At 59.3% G+C, this 14,996-nt stretch carries 14 protein-coding genes and 3 pseudogenes; 7 read left to right on the plus strand and 10 right to left on the minus strand.

Translation table 11 applies throughout. The features are described from left to right. The first annotated feature begins 63 nt into the window (after window positions 1-63). From AB4Y85_RS14510 to AB4Y85_RS14520, 3 genes are read left to right on the plus strand one after another with little or no spacing between them, the layout of a single operon-like run. On the plus strand, window positions 64-1,566 hold the full coding sequence (locus AB4Y85_RS14510) for a calcium-binding protein (RefSeq protein WP_441985615.1): 1,503 nt from the start codon (window positions 64-66) through the stop codon (window positions 1,564-1,566). After that, window positions 1,458-2,588 carry a calcium-binding protein gene (locus AB4Y85_RS14515; protein ID WP_441985616.1) on the plus strand — a complete coding sequence of 377 codons (1,131 nt, stop codon included), beginning with the start codon at window positions 1,458-1,460 and terminating at the stop codon, window positions 2,586-2,588. Before AB4Y85_RS14510 ends, AB4Y85_RS14515 begins: the two co-directional genes overlap by 109 nt. After that, window positions 2,585-2,878 (plus strand): M10 family metallopeptidase C-terminal domain-containing protein, encoded by a 294-nt coding sequence (locus tag AB4Y85_RS14520; RefSeq protein ID WP_441985617.1) that lies wholly within the window; start codon window positions 2,585-2,587, stop codon window positions 2,876-2,878. The genes AB4Y85_RS14515 and AB4Y85_RS14520 overlap by 4 nt, the downstream gene beginning before the upstream one ends. 179 nt (window positions 2,879-3,057) lie before the next feature. Here AB4Y85_RS14520 and AB4Y85_RS14525 read toward each other — a convergent pair whose 3' ends face one another. Beyond that, window positions 3,058-4,659 (minus strand): calcium-binding protein, encoded by a 1,602-nt coding sequence (locus AB4Y85_RS14525; RefSeq protein WP_441985618.1) that lies wholly within the window; start codon window positions 4,657-4,659, stop codon window positions 3,058-3,060. 256 nt (window positions 4,660-4,915) lie between these two features. On the opposite strand from AB4Y85_RS14525, the gene AB4Y85_RS14530 reads away from it, so the two are divergent. Next, a complete protein-coding gene (locus AB4Y85_RS14530) occupies window positions 4,916-6,088 on the plus strand; it encodes an isovaleryl-CoA dehydrogenase (protein ID WP_441985619.1) in 1,173 nt (390 codons plus the stop codon). 27 nt (window positions 6,089-6,115) lie between these two features. Then, a complete protein-coding gene (locus AB4Y85_RS14535) occupies window positions 6,116-6,769 on the plus strand; it encodes a glutathione S-transferase family protein (protein ID WP_441985620.1) in 654 nt (217 codons plus the stop codon). A 5-nt stretch (window positions 6,770-6,774) separates the two neighbouring features. Here the strand turns inward: AB4Y85_RS14535 and AB4Y85_RS14540 are convergent, their stop codons facing one another. Next, complete coding sequence (locus AB4Y85_RS14540; protein WP_441985621.1) at window positions 6,775-7,377, minus strand: hypothetical protein; 603 nt, start codon at window positions 7,375-7,377, stop codon at window positions 6,775-6,777. 96 nt (window positions 7,378-7,473) lie between these two features. Here AB4Y85_RS14540 and AB4Y85_RS14545 point away from each other — a divergent pair, with 96 nt between their 5' ends. Next, window positions 7,474-8,307 (plus strand): YdcF family protein, encoded by an 834-nt coding sequence (locus tag AB4Y85_RS14545; protein ID WP_441985622.1) that lies wholly within the window; start codon window positions 7,474-7,476, stop codon window positions 8,305-8,307. Here AB4Y85_RS14545 and AB4Y85_RS14550 read toward each other — a convergent pair. Both AB4Y85_RS14550 and AB4Y85_RS14555 read right to left on the minus strand, forming a co-directional pair. Further along, complete coding sequence (locus tag AB4Y85_RS14550) at window positions 8,268-8,549, minus strand: DUF3253 domain-containing protein (RefSeq protein ID WP_441985623.1); 282 nt, start codon at window positions 8,547-8,549, stop codon at window positions 8,268-8,270. The two genes, AB4Y85_RS14545 and AB4Y85_RS14550, sit on opposite strands and share 40 nt — an antisense overlap. After that, the gene (locus AB4Y85_RS14555; RefSeq protein ID WP_441985635.1) at window positions 8,542-9,201 is read right to left on the minus strand and encodes a DUF599 domain-containing protein; all 660 of its coding nucleotides are present in this window, start codon (window positions 9,199-9,201) and stop codon (window positions 8,542-8,544) included. Before AB4Y85_RS14555 ends, AB4Y85_RS14550 begins: the two co-directional genes overlap by 8 nt. Window positions 9,202-9,305: 104 nt before the next feature. On the opposite strand from AB4Y85_RS14555, the gene AB4Y85_RS14560 reads away from it, so the two are divergent. Continuing rightward, window positions 9,306-9,716, plus strand: coding sequence for a rhodanese-like domain-containing protein (locus AB4Y85_RS14560; protein ID WP_441985624.1), 411 nt, complete (start codon window positions 9,306-9,308; stop codon window positions 9,714-9,716). Here AB4Y85_RS14560 and AB4Y85_RS14565 read toward each other — a convergent pair. From AB4Y85_RS14565 to AB4Y85_RS14590, 6 genes and pseudogenes are all read right to left on the minus strand, one after another. Then, window positions 9,713-10,006 carry an acylphosphatase gene (locus AB4Y85_RS14565; protein ID WP_441985625.1) on the minus strand — a complete coding sequence of 98 codons (294 nt, stop codon included), beginning with the start codon at window positions 10,004-10,006 and terminating at the stop codon, window positions 9,713-9,715. The genes AB4Y85_RS14560 and AB4Y85_RS14565 overlap by 4 nt on opposite strands. Before the next feature lie 261 nt (window positions 10,007-10,267). Continuing rightward, window positions 10,268-10,696 (minus strand): annotated as a pseudogene (locus AB4Y85_RS14570) (gamma-glutamylcyclotransferase family protein); the annotation flags it as partial. A gap of 217 nt (window positions 10,697-10,913) precedes the next feature. Continuing rightward, a pseudogene (locus tag AB4Y85_RS14575) lies at window positions 10,914-11,117 on the minus strand (acetyl-CoA carboxylase biotin carboxyl carrier protein subunit); the annotation flags it as partial. Between the two features lie 9 nt (window positions 11,118-11,126). Further along, window positions 11,127-12,698 (minus strand): annotated as a pseudogene (locus AB4Y85_RS14580) (acetyl-CoA carboxylase biotin carboxylase subunit); the annotation flags it as partial. Beyond that, complete coding sequence (locus AB4Y85_RS14585; RefSeq protein ID WP_441985626.1) at window positions 12,658-13,209, minus strand: biotin transporter BioY; 552 nt, start codon at window positions 13,207-13,209, stop codon at window positions 12,658-12,660. The pseudogene AB4Y85_RS14580 and the gene AB4Y85_RS14585, both read right to left, overlap by 41 nt. A 243-nt stretch (window positions 13,210-13,452) precedes the next feature. Further along, window positions 13,453-14,985, minus strand: coding sequence for an acyl-CoA carboxylase subunit beta (locus AB4Y85_RS14590; protein ID WP_441985636.1), 1,533 nt, complete (start codon window positions 14,983-14,985; stop codon window positions 13,453-13,455). Between the last annotated feature and the right edge of the window lie 11 nt (window positions 14,986-14,996).

Here is a 14,996-nt window from a genome sequence, read left to right on the forward strand (position 1 = left end):
AACGACACCATCAGGATCGATGCCCTTCCTTCGGAAGTGACATTCTGGCGTCAACCAGGCTCCATGACCTTGATGATCAAACTAGGTGACGCCTACGCTTTTGTCCGTGAGTATTTCAGTGAAGGCAGCGTAGGTAGGATCGAGAACATCGAATTTTCCGATGGAACGGTTTGGCATAGGGATGACGTTCTTGCCGTGATCGAAAGCGAGCCGCCTCCCCTTGCTAAAGGCAAGCTGATCATCGGCACGGATGCCGATGAGATACTTGTCGGCACCGACTACGACGATACCATTGATGGTGGCTTAGGTAGTGACTTGCTCAAGGGCGGCGCCGGCAACGACACCTATGTCTGGGGGCGCACAAGCGGTACAGACATCATCATCGATGAGAGTGGCTACGACATCGTCCACATCGATGCGACGACAGCGGAAATAACGCTCTCGGCCAGCACAGACGACGGCTCCCTAGTCATCGCTCTGAACGGTAAATTCCTGACAATCCGAGATTATTTCAACACGGCAACTTCAGGCCATATCGAAGACCTGACCTTCGCGGACGGCTCCAGGTGGGGATTGGCTGAAGTCCAATCAGCTCTGGCCGGCAACCCTCCTCCTCCGCCTCCACCAGGGGGCAAAGTTCTTGTCGGAACAGACGCCGATGAAATCCTCACCGGCACAGATTTCGGCGACACGATCTCCGGCGGTGCCGGAACTGACCTTCTCGAAGGTGGGTATGGCGACGATGTCTACATCTGGAAGCCCGGCCACGGCATCGACGTCGTGCGCGATTACGGTGGGAACGACACGGTTCTGATCGATGCGACGCCAGATCAGCTGAAATTCTATGGGAGTCTGGACTACAAGGGCTACCCACTCATCATCAAACTGGGTACCGAGCAACTCGCGATCGAAGGTTACTTCAGCGAGGAATCCTTCAAGAATGGCCACATCGAAAGACTGGTGTTCTCGGATGGCACAGTCTGGACTAAGGCCGATGTGCTGAAGGCTCTGATCCCCGTGGAACTCCCTCCGCACCCGTCTCGGAACGGCAAGGTCATCGTTGGCACTCAGGCAAGTGAGGTACTGACCGGCACCGATTTCAATGACACGATTGATGGCGGCGGAGGCGATGACGAGCTGCTTGGCGGCAAAGGTAACGATGTCTACGTTTGGGGGCCACTAAGCGGCAATGATCTGATCCTAGATTCAGGCGGCAACGACACGATCAAGATCAAGGCCGCCTCATCGAATGCCGAACTGTTTGCCCATTTTGACGGAACTCTCATCATCTCTATCATGGGCCAAACGCTTACGATCCGGAACTACCTCGCAACGGGCGAGAATATAGTCGGCACATTGAGAGCATCGTCTTCTCTGATGGGGCAGTCTGGGATCGGAACAAGGTTCTCGAAATACTGCACTCCCAAACACCTCCGCCTGCTTCAGACCTTTACCTTGTGGGAACGGATGCCAACGACACCCTTGAAGGTGGTGTTGGGAACGACACACTCAGCGGCGGCGCGGGCAACGATCTCCTGCGAGGCTTCGAAGGTAACGATGTCCTGAATGGTGACGCGGGCACCGACTTCCTCATTGGCGATGAAGGCAACGATACGCTCGATGGGGGAGAAGGAGCAGATCATCTCCATGGTGCCGCCGGTGACGACACCTATATATGGGGGCCGCAAAGCGGCAGCGATTTCATCTGGGACTACAAGGGGAACGATACGATTCTCATTGATGCGCTTGCTTCGGAAATCCGACTGTACAACGCGCAGATGGATGGTGCCCCCCTTGGCATTCTGTTGAATGGTGCATCGCTTACGATCAATGATTATTTCGATCAGTCGGAAAATGGCGGCTACATCCAGAATATCGTTTTTGCCGATGGAACTGTCTCGCACATGGAGGATGTCCTGGCGGCTCTAGAGGCGCAGAACCCACCACCACCTCCTCCTCCGTCTGAAAATGAATTTCTTCTTGGCTCGGCTGGAAACGATACTCTTGATGGCGGCGCAGGCGACGACACCATCGATGGTGGCACAGGCGATGACGTACTGTTCGGCGGCGCCGGGAACGACGTCTATATCTGGGGTCAGGGCAAGGGGTATGATCTGATCGAGGATGCGGGAGGCGACGATCTCGTTAAGATCGATGCGGCTTCTTCCGACGTCGACCTTCTGATGCATCTGGACGGCACCCTCGTCATTTCGGCGAATGGCGGCTCGCTGACAATCCGAAATTATCTCGACCTATCGACTGGCGGCCGCCACGTGGAGAAGCTTGCCTTCTCGGATGGTGCCGTATGGAATCTCGACAAGGTTCTTGAGGTTCTGGCTGCGCAACAGCCGGATCCCGAGCCGGATCCAAATTCCGAGCCGGATCCGACACCCGATCCGGAGGGCGAGATCTTTATTGGCCAAAAAGGCAATGACGTCCTGACCGGCTCTTCCGCCAACGATACCCTTATGGGCGGAATGGGTCATGACACGCTCAATGGCGGAGCAGGCGATGACATCCTTGTCGGCGGGCAGGGGCGAGATGTTCTGACAGGTGGTGAAGGCACGGACTTTTTTTTGTCTTCATGAAGAACGCAGATCTTGGAACGGGTAAAAATCGTGACAGGATCAACGACTTCGAGACCGGCATCGACATGATAGACCTCGGCAAGATCGATGCGAATACCTCGACGAAGAAGAACGACGCGTTCAAGACCCTCCTGAAGGGCAAGGAGGCTTTCACAAAGGCCGGGCAGCTGCATTACAATGCAAAAACCGGCATTCTCTCCGGCAACACGGACAAAGACGCCGCCGCTGAGTTCCAGATCCTGCTCAAGAACAAGCCGAAGAGCCTGAATCTGGACGATTTCGTCCTCTAATCATCCAAGTACAATCCACAAAAAGCCTCCCTTTGCCCATGGCAGGGAGGCTTTTCATTTGCGGCTATGACACGGTTGCCATTCATGCGGCTCGCAAAACTTGTGCTGTGAAAAGATAAGAATGAAAAAAGGCTGCAGGTTATGCCTGCAGCCTTGCAATTAATCCCAGTGCAGCGCGATCAGATGACGAAGAAGTCGTTCGCATCTACAGTCTTGAGCGCCTTCTTGTCCAGCTTGGCGATTACCACTGCCGCAATCTTCCCCGTGCCGTCAGCATCGTACAAAATCTCGCCCGACGTCTTCACGATGATCCGATCATCCGTGTCATGCGCTGAGCTGCCCTTCCAGAAAGCTTTTTTGTCGATCTTCACCGGCTTGTCGATGGAGCCCGATTTCTTGCTCAGGCCCTTGAAGATCGCATCATCCAGGTAAATCTTGTCCTCGCGGCCATTGCAGTCGGTGATGCGGTCAATGTGCTTGGCCTTGCCCACCTTGGCAGCCGTGTCGAACACGAAGATATCGGCGCCGGCCCCTCCGGTGAGGGTATCGCTGCCTTCACGACCGAAGAGCATGTCCTTGCCAGCTTCGCCCTTGATGATGTCGTTGAACGCCGAACCGTAGTAACGGTCATCAGATGCCGTGCCGATGAGGGACATGCCCTTCTGACGCAGGTCCACGATCTGGCTTTGGATGCTGGAACCAAAATCATCCACGGCATGGGCCGTGCTGTTCCAGGTTACCGTCAGACGGCCATCGGCGAGGGCTGTGAGGTTCAAATAAGAAGCTCCGTAAACTCGCTCAAGTAGGTTATCGACACCGACACGAGCACCAGAACCGTTGAAGGCTGACACATGAATGTCAGTAGAGTTTCGCCCCTCGACAAGGTTGAAGTAGCCCACGGCAAAACCGCCATCGGCAAGTGCCGTTACAGTCGCCGCGCGCGAGCCTGTCAGCCCTGGAGCGCTGAGCACCAGTTCTCCGCCGCTCTTAGTGCCGTTCGCATTCAGGATCTGGCCCTTGATCTTATAGGTATCAGGGCTGGCGACACCGTCGACATAACTGTTCCAAATGACGATGATGCGACCATCCGAAAGTTTGGCAGCAACAGGATTGTCACTTGACGTGTCGCCACTCGCAATAACGAACTCGGGCGATCCGGCCGGAGCGATACCGTCATTGTTGCGGATCTGACCAGTGATTTTCCCACCCCCATCGGAGAACACGACGTACTGGCCTTGCAAACCGACAATCGTACTGTCCCCATAGATTGTGAGTTCCGCTTCAGAACCACTCTTCTGAAGATTGGCATCGAAACTTTGAACCCGCATGTCACCGAAGGTATCGAGATAAGATACGGCAAACCCGCCAGTCGAAAGCGCCGCAATAGAAGGCTTGTAGTCGTCTCCGCTAGAGCTCACCCGGAATTCATTGCCGATGGCAGTACCGTTCGCGCTATAGGCTCGTGCCGCTACGTAACCAGACCCGTAGTCTTCCCAGGCCACGACAAAGCGGCCGTCATTCAGCACGGTCACCAGAGGATCGTATTGGCCTCCGGTGGTCATGGTGTTGATCAGGAACTCGCCGCTCTTCTTGCTCCCGTCAGCACTGAAGAGCTGACCACGAATGGCAGAGCCGCTGGCATCCCCTCCTGTGCCACTCCAATCCTCCCATACGGCCACGAAGGAGCCGTCCTTCAAAGCATATGTTTTCGGCGAGGACTGACTCTTATTTATGGTAGTGTTGACGAGGAAGACTGATCCCCACGCGACTGACAACGCCATCTAGTGCCCTATGCAAAGTTGAAGTTGTGTTTCTATATAACGTAACAACTAGTATTATTTGGAGCCATTCGTTTTGCAAGGCGTGATGTCCGGCATCACAGGAAAAAATGTCTGACCTTTCGTCAAACTCCTCCTGGCTTTCGCCCTAAGTATCTCTTGAACCGCAGCTCGATAATGGCAGTAATGCTGACCAAAATGACGAACCAGCTAAGCATCCAAGCGCTCTCCAGAGTGAATGGAAAGGGAGGAATCAGCCATGCTGCCGAATGTCACGAAGGCCTTCAATTTCGATCTCGGCGAAACCGCCGACGCCATCCGTGAGACCGTGCGCGACTTCGCGCAGGAGAGGATCACGCCGCGCGCCGAGGAGATTGACCGGACGAACCAGTTTCCGCGCGATCTCTGGCCCGAGATGGGCGCGCTCGGCCTCCACGGCATCACGGTCGAGGAGGAATATGGCGGCACGGGGCTCGGCTATCTCGAGCACGTAATCGCCATGGAGGAGATCTCCCGCGCCTCCGCCTCGGTCGGGCTCTCCTACGGCGCGCATTCGAACCTCTGCATCAACCAGATCCGCCGCAACGGCAGCGAGGAGCAGAAGCGCCGCTACCTGCCCAAGCTCATGTCCGGCGAGCATGTGGGTGCGCTTGCCATGTCGGAGCCCGGCTCAGGTTCGGACGTGGTGTCGATGCGCACCCGCGCCGAGAAGCGCGGCGACCGCTATGTGATCAACGGCAACAAGATGTGGATCACCAACGGCCCCACCGCCGAGACTCTCGTGGTCTACGCCAAGACCGATCCTGAGGCAGGACCGCGCGGCATGACCGCTTTCCTCATTGAAAAAGGCTTCAAGGGCTTCTCCACGCACCAGAAGCTCGACAAGCTCGGCATGCGTGGCTCCGACACATGCGAGCTCGTGTTCCAGGATTGCGAGGTGCCGGAGGAGAACGTGCTGGGCCAGGTCGGCAAGGGCGTGAATGTGCTCATGTCCGGCCTCGATTACGAGCGTGCGGTTCTCGCCGCCGGTCCGCTCGGCATCATGCAATCCTGCATGGACATCGTCATGCCCTACATCCACGAGCGCAAGCAGTTCGGGCAGGCCATCGGCGAGTTCCAGCTGGTGCAGGGCAAGGTCGCGGACATGTACGTGACCATGAACGCCGCCAAGGCCTATGTCTATGCGGTGGCGAAAGCCTGCGACCGCCACGAGACCACCCGCGAGGACGCAGCGGGAGCGATCCTCTACGCGGCCGAGAAGGCCACGCAATGCGCGCTCGATGCGATCCAGCTTCTCGGCGGCAACGGCTACATCAACGATTATCCGACTGGCCGTCTGTTGCGTGACGCGAAGCTCTACGAGATCGGCGCTGGCACCAACGAAATCCGCCGCATGCTGATCGGCCGCGAGCTGTTCACGAAGACAGCTTGACGCATTATCATCGACGGAGAGGCCACCATGACCTTGAGGCTCTACGCACACCCATTCTCATCGTATTGCCAAAAGGTCCTCACCGCTTTGTACGAGAACGATACCGCCTTCGAGTATCGCATGCTCGGTAGCGCGGAGACGGATGCGGAGCTGGAAAAGCTTTGGCCGATCAAGCGTTTTCCCGCCCTCGTCGACAACGGGCGCGCGGTCATGGAAGCGACAATCATCATCGAGCATCTTCAGCTCAACCATCCGGGGCCGGTCAAACTGATCCCGGATGATGCGAAAGCGGCGCTCGACATGCGCATGATGGACCGCTTCTTCGACAACTACATCATGACGCCGATGCAGAAGATCGTCTCCGACAAGATCCGGCAGGAGAATGACCGCGATCCTTACGGCGTCATGCAGGCAAAGGCCATGCTGGACACAGCCTATCGGTGGCTCGACGGCGCTCTCGACGGGCGTGAATGGGCCACGGGCGACAGCTTCAGCGCAGCAGATTGCGCCGCCGCCCCTTCCCTCTTCTATGCCGATTGGGCCCACCCTATCGGCGAGGAGTTCTCACGGGTCCACGCCTATCGGCAGCGCCTTCTCGCACGTCCCTCGTTCGCAAGGGCCGTCAATGAAGCAAGGCCATATCGGCACTTCTTCCCGCTTGGTGCACCGGATCGAGACTGACGAGATCAGATCGTCCACACGTCGCGCGTGATGGCGATCAGGAACAGACCCTGCTCGCCCTTGCGGAAGATAAGGCGCAGGCTCTTCCAATTCATGGCCTTTTGACCGCCCTGCCCTCGTATATGCAACTCGACCACCACGCCGCCGGGCACGAAGTCATGATTGTTGTTGACCTCGTTTCCGCGCTGCCGAGGCTCGTCGTAGAGTACCTCGTGGGCCTCTCGGTAGTCGGCGTTCCAGACGAACTCGTCAAAATAGCTTTTGCACGTGGTCTCGATCGGGCTGCCGCTGCCATCCCGGTATCCCCAAAGACGTATCTGCGCATCGCTTCCGCAATGCTCGACCTCGGCTCGCGACAGGCGCAGGTCGCCTTGATCGAGCATCACGTAGGGGCTGACGATAAGCCCTTCCTCTCCGACGAAGCCTGCGAGCGTCTCGAGATCGCGTCTCGCCATTGCCGCCACCACGCTCGTGGTGACGCTTTGCACGTCGACACGGGAAAATGGTTTCAGCGCCTTCCCAGAAGGCGCTTCACAGGCCGCGAGGCTTAAGAAAAACAAGATGGCGAGGCGCTTCACGGCAGCTCCGTAAGATGTGATGCCCGACATGTCGCCAATTCAGATAATGGAATAGCGATACAAGGCAACGGGATTCGTCAGCCATCAGGTCGGCGCCCCATGCGCAAGTTCTGAAGAGGATCGCCGGTGTTCTACTACGTCTCGAAAATAGCCTGGTTTTTCACAACACCGTCGAACCTGCTTCTCAGCCTCATCCTATTCGGCCTGATCCTCGCGCTTTTCGGCCGCCTCCGGAAACTCGGCCTCGGCTTCGCCCTTCTCATGACGGTCGCGACCATTGCTCTGGGGCTGCTCCCCATCTCGACCTATCTCATGGTACCGCTGGAGGAGCGATTTCCCTCCTTCAACGACGATGGCAGGCCCGTCGACGGCATCATTCTGCTCGGCGGCTCGGCGGAAGCCTCGGATTCGGCGGCCCGTGGGCGCTTGGTCGCCAACGAGTCTGCCGAGCGCGTGCTCGACACCATCGAGTTGGCCCACCGCTACCCGCAGGCGCGCATCCTGATTTCAGGTGGTGGTGGCGGCGTATTTGGCGATGGGGTCGGCGAGTCGCCGATCATCGCCGACTACTTCAAGCGCATCGGCGTCGATGCCGCCCGCATCATCATCGAGGATCGCTCACGCACGACCTCCGAGAACGCGATCTACTCGCTGGAAATGGCGAAGCCGCGCGAGAACGAGCGTTGGCTTCTCGTGACATCGGCCTGGCACATGCCGCGGGCCGTCGGCGTGTTCGAGAAGGCGGGCTTTCCGGTGACGGCCTATCCGGTGGATTTCCGCACCGGGAGCGGCACGAACAACCATCGCCCCTTCGCCTTCGTGTCGGATGGCCTGCGGCGGCTCGATGTGGGCACGAAAGAATGGGCAGGCCTCATCGGCTATTACCTGACGGGCCGCACGAATGTGTTGTTTCCCGCGCCTCAGGCCTCGTCCGTCGCGGTGGGAAGCGCGAGCCGGTAGGTGCCGCGAAAATCGTCCGGATCGACCGGCTTGCCCTTTCGCACAATGACGATGCGGCCTTCCTTCATCAGCCGCACCGCGACCTTGCGCACGGGCTGCATGAGAGGCCCCCAACCGTCCGGCTGATTGCCGCCGATGGCCTGGGCCACATCCGCCGGGCCGATGGTCTTGCCGGCGCCGCGCTCAGCCAGCAGGGCGAGCATCGCGGCTTCCAGCTCTTCGGGTGTCGCAGTTTTAGACATGCTTGTGATCCATAGCTGCGTCCCTTGCATCGGACACGAATTGGCGACGCCACATGACGAAGAGAACACCCGCCGTGGCAATGATGAAGAGATAGGCGCTGATGAACCAGCCGAGATAGGCCAGCGAGAAGAAAAACGCCCGTTGTCCCCGGTTGAAATGCTTGCCGGCCACGGCGCTCATGGCGCCCGCCTGCCGTGCGACGACCAACGCCTCTTCCTTGTTGCCGTCCTTGAGCACGGGCACCGCGCCGACGAGAATGGCCATGTAGTTGAAGAGCCGGTATGACCAGGCGAACTTGAAGAACGCATAGACGAAAACTACCGCAAGACCGATAACCTTGATCTCTAGAGCGAGCCGAGTCGGCGGCTGTCCAAAGGGCAAATCGGCGAAGATCGGCAGCACGGATTCCGTCGAGCGGAACAGGGCCAGCACGCCGCCGATCGCAATCAGCGAGGTCGAGGCGAAAAAGGCGGTGCCGTTCATGAGGGAGGAAAGGATCTGCGTGTCCACGATCCTGTTCTCGCGCACCACCATCTCCTCCATCCAGCGATAGCGGTACTGGTTCATGAGCTTGTTGAGGCTATTCTGGCCAGCGGAGGTAAACTCGACGGCCGTGTGATAGCCTAACCACGCCACGAGAAAGAAGATCATCGCCACGTAGTCGAGAAAGGTGAAACCCAGCACGCTCCGTCTCCCGTTGACTCCGCCGCCATCTTGCCCAGTTTGTTTGAAGCCTCAAAGGGAAAGCGACAGCCATGCCTCAGACCATCTCACGCGGCTACAAGACATTGCTCGAAGAGGCCAGCGCAAAGATAAGGACTCTGCCGACACAAGAGGCGGTGGCGCTGCACGGACGGGAGGATGTGGTCTTCGTGGACCTGCGCGACCCGCGCGAGCTGGACCGGGAAGGCCGCATTCCCGGAGCCGTGCATTGCCCCAGAGGCATGCTGGAATTCTGGATCGACCCGGAAAGCCCCTATCACAAGCCGGTCTTCAACCAGGACAAGACCTATGTGTTCTTCTGCGCGGCCGGCTGGCGCTCCGCTCTCTCGGCTGCGACAGCGCAGGACATGGGGCTGAAGCCTGTTGCTCACATTGAAGGCGGTTTTACTGCCTGGAAGAATGAAGGTGGGCCGGTGGAGATCAAGGAAGGCCCGAAGGACTAAACCGTCCTGCGAACCTCGAAACCCTCTCCCCCGCTGAGTTCCGCATCCGCGCCATCGAGAGCCTCCACGCGCTCGACAGCCGATCCCCTCGGCCCCTCATGGCAGGCTTTGAGCATCACATCGATGAGATCATCCGGCCCTGAGAAAACAGCCTCCACGCTGCCGTCGCGCCGGTTGCGCACCCAGCCATTGAGTCCATGCAGCTCGGCTTGGTGATGCGTCCAGGAGCGGAAGCCCACGCCCTGGACCCGTCCATGGAACAGCACATGGGCTGTTTTGTTCGCTGTCACGTCTTTCCTCGATAATGCTCATGGTGGGCGTCGGCGTGACGGCCCGAATGATCGTCGTCCAAAGCCGGGATAATACGCGGGTCGTTCTCCGGGTCCAGCTTCCGGAGAATTTCATCAATCAATGCAGTACGCGCCACACCACGCGCCTGTCGCGAAGGCTCTCCTGTAACGGATCAGGATCTAGCTGGGCTTTCGGACCGTGCTCGAAGGCGCCGCGAACAAAGGGCGGACCTTGGGCTGCTGAGACGGGGTCATGGCTGAGGATGGGGCATTAGGGAGCCATACGCCGAGACCACGCACGTAATCCTCGGGCAGGCCTGCATGGGTTGCGGCCTCGATCACGCCCTCCATGTAGCCGGGAAGCGGGGTCCCCGGCTTGGCGCTGCGCCCGATATAGACCATCGCCCGGCGTGGCCCCTGCCCGGTCACGATGGGCTGGAGGACCTTGCTGTAGAGCCCCGTATGAAGGCTCTCATAGCGGTCGAGGGCCGGCACGTCGGAGAGAGCCAGCTCCCACACCATGCCCCAGACCGCCCGCTGCGGATCTCGGGTCACGGAGGCATAGCCTTCCTCGAAGATAATGAACCGATGGCGCATGAGCCGTCCGATGCCGACCGGCTTGGAGGCCGGGCAGCGCTGAAGCATGGCGTCTCGGTCCATATTGGACCCATAAGCGAAATAGAGGGGCATGATTCAATCTCTCGTGCCGATCGCAAATGCGATCTTGAGTGTCTTGCCGATAAAGCGCCTGAAACTTCCACGTCATCACCGGCCCTGTGCCGGTGAGCCCGATGGGTTGAAGCGCAGCGCTTTTCCAATCGGGATGGCCGGGACAAGCCCGGCCATGACGAAAGGTGTGTCACTCCCTCAACATCCTTGGAACGGAAAGAGCGCCCGATTATCCGACTCAAGCGAACTCGAGAATCACCGCATCGACTGCGAGGCTATCGCCTTCTTTGGCGTGAATTTTGGCAATCGTGCCGTCGCGCTCGGCGCGCAGCACGTTTTCCATCTTCATCGCCTCGACGATGCAAAGCGGCTCGCCCACCTTGACCTCTTGGCCCTGGGACACGCTGATCCAGTCGGATTCGACGGGCCAGGACTGGCCATCGATCATCACGATGGTCCCTTCCTCGTCGTCCTCGATCACCACGTCATGATGGGCACAGCCCAGCATCACGACGCGCTCCAGATCGAACTGCACGGCGGAAACCTCGCGCATCTGGCCCGAGATGTACCGCTTGCGCACGTTCTGCAGGTGGTCGATGGCGGCAGCCACCACCGCCATGCGAAGGGCCACTTCGCCTTCAGGCGCGGGGGCCTTGAAGCCCTGCGGGAACTCTTCCGCGATGAAGCCGGTGGAGAGCTTGCCGCTCTTCCAGCGCGGATGCTGCATCAGCGCCGCGAGGAACGGGATATTGTGGCGGATGCCGTCGATGGCGAAGGCATCGAGCGCGGTGGATTGGGCTTCGATGGCCTGCGCGCGGGTGGGCGCGTGGGTCACGAGCTTGGCGATCATCGGATCGTAATAGATCGAGATCTCGCCGCCCTCGTAGACGCCGGTATCGTTGCGCACGGTCACACCGTCCTGCTCGCCCTCTTCCGGCGGGCGATAGGTCACGAGGCGGCCCGTGGAGGGCAGGAAGTTGCGCACCGGGTCTTCCGCGTAGATGCGGCTTTCCACCGACCAGCCGTTGAGCTTCACGTCGGATTGGGCAAGGCGCAGCTTCTCGCCGGCGGCCACGCGGATCATCTCCTCCACGAGGTCGATGCCGGTGATCATCTCCGTGACGGGATGCTCCACCTGCAGACGGGTGTTCATCTCGAGGAAGTAGAAGGACTTGTCCTGTCCCGCCACGAACTCGACGGTGCCGGCGGAATCGTAAGCGACGGCCTTGGCCAGCGCGACGGCCTGCTCGCCCATGAGGCGGCGGGTGGCCTCGTCGAGCAGCGGCGACGGGGCTTCCTCGATGACCTTCTGGTTGCGGCGCTGGATCGAGCATTCGCGCTCACCGAGATAGATCACGTTGCCGTGCTTGTCGCCGAGCACCTGGATCTCGATGTGGCGCGGATCGGTGATGAACTTCTCGACGAAAACGCGGTCGTCGCCGAAGGAGGATGCCGCTTCCGACTTGGCGCGGGCAAAACCTTCCGCCACCTCGTCGGCAGAATGAGCGATGCGCATGCCCTTGCCGCCACCGCCGGCGGAGGCCTTGATCATGACCGGATAGCCGATCTCGTTGGCGATGGTCACCGCCTGCTCCGGCCCATCGATCACACCTAGATAGCCCGGCACGGTGGAGACTTTAGCGGCGGCTGCCGCCTTCTTCGACTCGATCTTGTCGCCCATGGCGGCGATGGCGCCGGGATTGGGACCGATGAAGACGATGCCGGCCTCAGCCAGCGCCTTGGGGAAAGCCTCGCGCTCGGAAAGGAAGCCGTAGCCTGGATGGACCGCCTGGGCACCGGTGGCCTTGCAGGCCTCGATGATCTTCTCGATCAAAAGGTAGGACTGCGCGGCTGCGGCCGGGCCGATATGGACGGCCTCATCGGCCATTTCCACATGAAGGGCATCGCGGTCGGCATCGGAATAGACGGCCACCGTCTTGATGCCCATGCGGCGGGCGGTCTTGATCACCCGGCACGCAATCTCACCACGGTTCGCAATCAGGATCTTTCTTAAGGGCTTCAGCAGGAAGGAAATTCAGAAAGCCAACGGATAGAGCCTTTTCGAAGCCTATCAAGTTTGCCAGCCATGCCATTCCGACGAGCATGATGATAGAGTCGCCGATCAGAAGAACGCAGAAAGCGGTAGGCAGCGAGCGCATAGCCCTACGCTCTGCGAAAATTCCAACCATCCAAACCGCACCGACAAATCCGAGCAAGTATCCGACCGTAGGTCCGATAAAGTGAGCTAGGCCTCCACCGTTCTGGAACACCGGCAAGCCGATCGCTCCTTCGAATAGGTAGGCAAGAACTGTAAGAGTTCCGAGCCGGCTGCCATAGATAACGCCGAGAGACAGGACCACAAAACTCTGCATCGACATCTTCACTGGCCAGAACGGGACCTGGATGTGAGCAGAGATGGCGAGCAATGCTGTACCAAGCACAACAAGGATGATGGAATGCCACTGCGACTTGTCAGGTGCTCCCGCCCACAACCGGCTCGCGATGGCATAGGAGTAATGTCTTTTAGTGATCATATGTCGATCTCCGGAATTGTGCGTAGCTGAGAAGAATATCATGGTTCGAATAGTTCATGGGTTACTCACCTGCGGGCTAAGGCACATTGCAACCTAGATGAGTTTGATTGCTTCGCAGGTCAGTCAGTAGCTGCACGGTTTTAATCTTCATGGAACGACCTTCGCCCATTGAAGAAAAATGAACCATCTCATCGAATTTTCTCTTGCCAGCCGTATGACGCTCAGTCTTCAAAGCAACCTTCCCTACAACGGAATATTGTCGTGCTTCTTCCAGGGCCGCTCGGTTTCCTTATTCCGCAGCATCGCCAGCGCGCGCGCAATCCGGCGGCGTGTTGAATGCGGCATGATCACTTCGTCGATGTAGCCGCGCTCGGCGGCGACGAACGGCGACATGAAGCGGTCTTCATACTCCTTGGTGCGGGCAGCGATCTTGTCCGCGTCACCAATGTCCTGCCGGAAGATGATTTCCACCGCGCCTTTCGCACCCATCACCGCGATCTGCGCGGTGGGCCATGCGTAATTGATGTCGCCGCCGATATGCTTTGAGGCCATCACGTCATAGGCGCCGCCGAAGGCTTTGCGCGTGATCACCGTCACCAGCGGCACGGTGGCTTCGGAGTAAGCAAACAGCAGCTTCGCGCCGTGTTTGATGAGGCCGCCATATTCCTGCGCGGTGCCCGGCAGGAAGCCCGGCACGTCCTCGAAGGTGACGATGGGAATGTTGAAGGCATCGCAGAAGCGCACGAAGCGCGCAGCCTTGCGCGACGCATCGGAATCGAGAACGCCCGCGAGCACCATCGGCTGGTTGGCAATAAGCCCGACCGTGCGGCCCTCGACGCGGGCGAAACCGGTGATGATGTTCCKGGCGTAAGCTTCCTGGATCTCGAAGAAGTCGCCCTCGTCCACGACTTTYTGGATCAACTCCTTCATRTCRTAGGGCTTGTTCGGATTGTCCGGGATCAGGGTGTCAAGGCTGTCGTCGGTGCGGTTCGGATCGTCGAAGCTCGGAATTTCCGGCACGCCGTCCATGTTGTTGGCGGGCAGGAAATCGATGAGGCGGCGCACCTGAAGCAGCGCCTCCACGTCGTTGTCGTAGGCACCATCGGCCACCGATGACTTGGTGGTGTGCACCTTCGCGCCGCCGAGTTCTTCCGACGTCACCGTCTCGTTGGTSACGGTCTTCACCACATCGGGGCCGGTGACGAACATGTAGGAGCGGTCGCGCACCATGAAGATGAAATCGGTCATGGCGGGCGAATAGACATCGCCGCCAGCGCATGGCCCCATGATGACGGAGATCTGCGGRATSACGCCGGAKGCGATCACGTTSCGCTTGAACACCTCGCCATAGCCGCCRAGCGCCGCCACGCCCTCCTGGATGCGCGCGCCGCCCGCATCGAACAGGCCGACGATGGGCGCGCGCATTTTCAGCGCCATGTCCTGGATCTTGGTGATCTTCTGGGCATGAGCCTCGGAGAGCGAGCCGCCGAACACCGTGAAGTCCTTGGCGAAGACGAAGACCGTGCGGCCGTTCACCGTACCCCAGCCGGTGACGACGCCGTCACCGGGGATCTTGGCCTTGTCCATGCCGAAATCGGTGGAGCGRTGYTCGACGAACATGTCGAACTCCTCGAACGAGCCCTTGTCGAGCAGAAGCTCGATGCGCTCGCGGGCCGTGAGCTTGCCACGGGCGTGCTGCGCCTCGATGCGCTTCGCACCGCCGCCGAGGCGGGCCTGGGCGCGCCGATCTTCAAGACGTTCGAGGATGTCTTTCATAGGGTCTTCCC

This window comes from Microvirga sp. 2YAF29 (genome assembly GCF_052114605.1).
Lineage (GTDB): Bacteria > Pseudomonadota > Alphaproteobacteria > Rhizobiales > Beijerinckiaceae > Microvirga.